3 protein-coding genes and 1 pseudogene are annotated in these 1969 nt (G+C 49.6%); all 4 read right to left on the minus strand.

What is annotated here, in order from left to right; translation table 11 throughout:
* Positions 1-46: 46 nt before the first annotated feature.
* Positions 47-181 (minus strand): hypothetical protein, encoded by a 135-nt coding sequence (locus tag HNQ56_RS23800; protein WP_429151022.1) that lies wholly within the window; start codon positions 179-181, stop codon positions 47-49.
* 99 nt (positions 182-280) lie between these two features.
* Entirely contained in the window at positions 281-472 is a 192-nt protein-coding gene (locus HNQ56_RS23805; protein WP_429151019.1) for a hypothetical protein, read from the minus strand.
* A gap of 71 nt (positions 473-543) precedes the next feature.
* Entirely contained in the window at positions 544-1488 is a 945-nt protein-coding gene (gene mobV / locus HNQ56_RS23810; RefSeq protein ID WP_429151020.1) for a MobV family relaxase, read from the minus strand.
* 120 nt (positions 1489-1608) lie between these two features.
* A pseudogene (locus HNQ56_RS23815) lies at positions 1609-1881 on the minus strand (cysteine-rich VLP protein); the annotation flags it as partial.
* Positions 1882-1969: the final 88 nt, after the last annotated feature.

The following is a 1969-nucleotide window of genomic DNA, read 5'->3' on the forward strand; positions in this document are numbered from 1 at the left end:
GTATCGGATAAAGTGACGATCAATGATGCCCTACACCGAATTCAGGTTAAAATAAAGTGCTGATTGCTGTATCTCCTAATTTGCCGGACAACAGTGTGGTAATGCTGGAGCTTTCCCCCTGCAATTCATCATCACGGCTAAGCCTTACATAAAGTGCGGTATTGTAAATCGGTTGTTTCATCGTAACCTCCTTCAAAATGAAACAACCCACGCTTAATACAATACCTTGCCTGTATAAGACAAGTATAGCATAAGCGTGGGCTGTATTCAATGTTGTGGCTTAGGGAGCGGTATTCCCGGCTGTATGCTGTATCATATGCTCCAGCAGTTCACTGAAAGGTTTTCCCTCTTTGGCAAAATGCTCGGACACCTTGATACGGCTGTTCCCGCAAATAAAATATTGCTCACCGCTCTTTGCGGTTACAAGCCGCCCCGTTACCGGGGCAGGGGTGTTTTTCTTAGTTTGCTCCATTCGTTATCCTCCCTATGAAATTTTCAAGGTGCAAGCCGCTCATGGCAGCGAAAAGTAATTACTAAAAAATATCACCTTGCCTTTGTGTTGCTTCGTTGTTCCCGCCGCACCTGTTCCAGAATGTCGGCGGGGATACGGTCAACAAGACGCTGGATATTGTGCAGTTCGCTTTCCAGCTTGGCCCGTTCCAGCGTGTCCTTCATTTTGCCTGTTTCGCTGGCTTTGGCCCGGGCTTCCAACTTCTTGTTTTCCGCAAGCAAGTCTAAAATTGTGACCTTGTACTTTTTAAGCTGCCCGCTGAAATTCTCCATCTGCGGGAACCACTTTTTTAGCAGGTCGAGGGCTTCCTCTTTCTTCTTCCCGGCGTTCAGCGGCCCGATATTATCCAATGCCGTTTCAATGGCTTTGGCCTGTTTGGAAAGGGAAACCGCCTGCTTGAATAACCGGGTGGGGATATGCTTGCGGCCTGTCTGGAACGCACTTTCCCCACGCTCCAAGTCCGGGTATTTTTCCACCATGTAAGCGTGAAAATCGTCCTGCCATCTGGAAAGGCTGGCCCGGTTGCCTAAAATCTCTTTGGCTGATAAGCGGTTATCCTCGGTCAGCGGGACAAAGGTCAAGTGCATATGGGGCGTTCTCTCGTCCATGTGAACCACCGCCGAAACGATATTGTCCCGGCCTACCCGCTGGATAAGGAAGTCTGCCGCCCTTTGGAAGAACGCCGCCGTTTCCTTTGGGGATTTTCCCTTGAAAAATTCAGGGCTGGCGGTAATCAGGGTATCCACAAACCGGGTGCTGTCCTTGCGTGTCCTGCACCCGGCCTGTTCAATACGGTTTTGAATGAAGTGGTAATAGCGTCCCTCTGGCTTAACGATATGGAAATTGTATCTGCTCCGGCTAGTGTCAATGTCCGGGTTGCTGGCATATTTTTCTTTCTGGCGTTCATGGTGGGCTTCCAGCGGCCTTGCCGGGTTGCCCTTATGCTTTTCAAAGCGTAAGATTGCGTGTTGCGGCAATATCTATCAATCCTCCCTTCGGTGACGGTTAGAAGCCTGTTTTCCGGGGTGGGAGTACAAACATACCACCCACCCCGGAACGGCTTCCAGAAACCTTGTGATACCGGGCTTTTCCAGCCCTTATTTGTCCGCTTTGTTCCGTTTGTTCCGGCTGCTTTTGTTCTTCTGCTTGCGGTGTACCTCTTTGGCACAGGCTTCACAGTATTTGGCCCGGTTGGAGCCGGGGACGAAAGCCGCACCGCAAACGGCGCACCGCTTTACATCACCGCTATGGAAAAGCTCTGTTTCCAGCGGCTTGTCCTGCGGTAAAACCGCATGACGGAACCATGTACAGCAGATGGAATAGGAAATGCTCTGGACACAGACGTATTCCTCCCCATCGTCCAGTGTTATTCGGCATTTTACCTGATCTAGATTTCTTCTATTTCATGCAAATAAAAAGAAGGTACTGAATAAAAGATTCTGTTGCATTTTGCGTCAG

The sequence above is a fragment of the Anaerotaenia torta genome (genome assembly GCF_050433395.1).
In the GTDB taxonomy this organism is placed as follows: domain Bacteria; phylum Bacillota; class Clostridia; order Lachnospirales; family Lachnospiraceae; genus Mobilitalea; species Mobilitalea torta.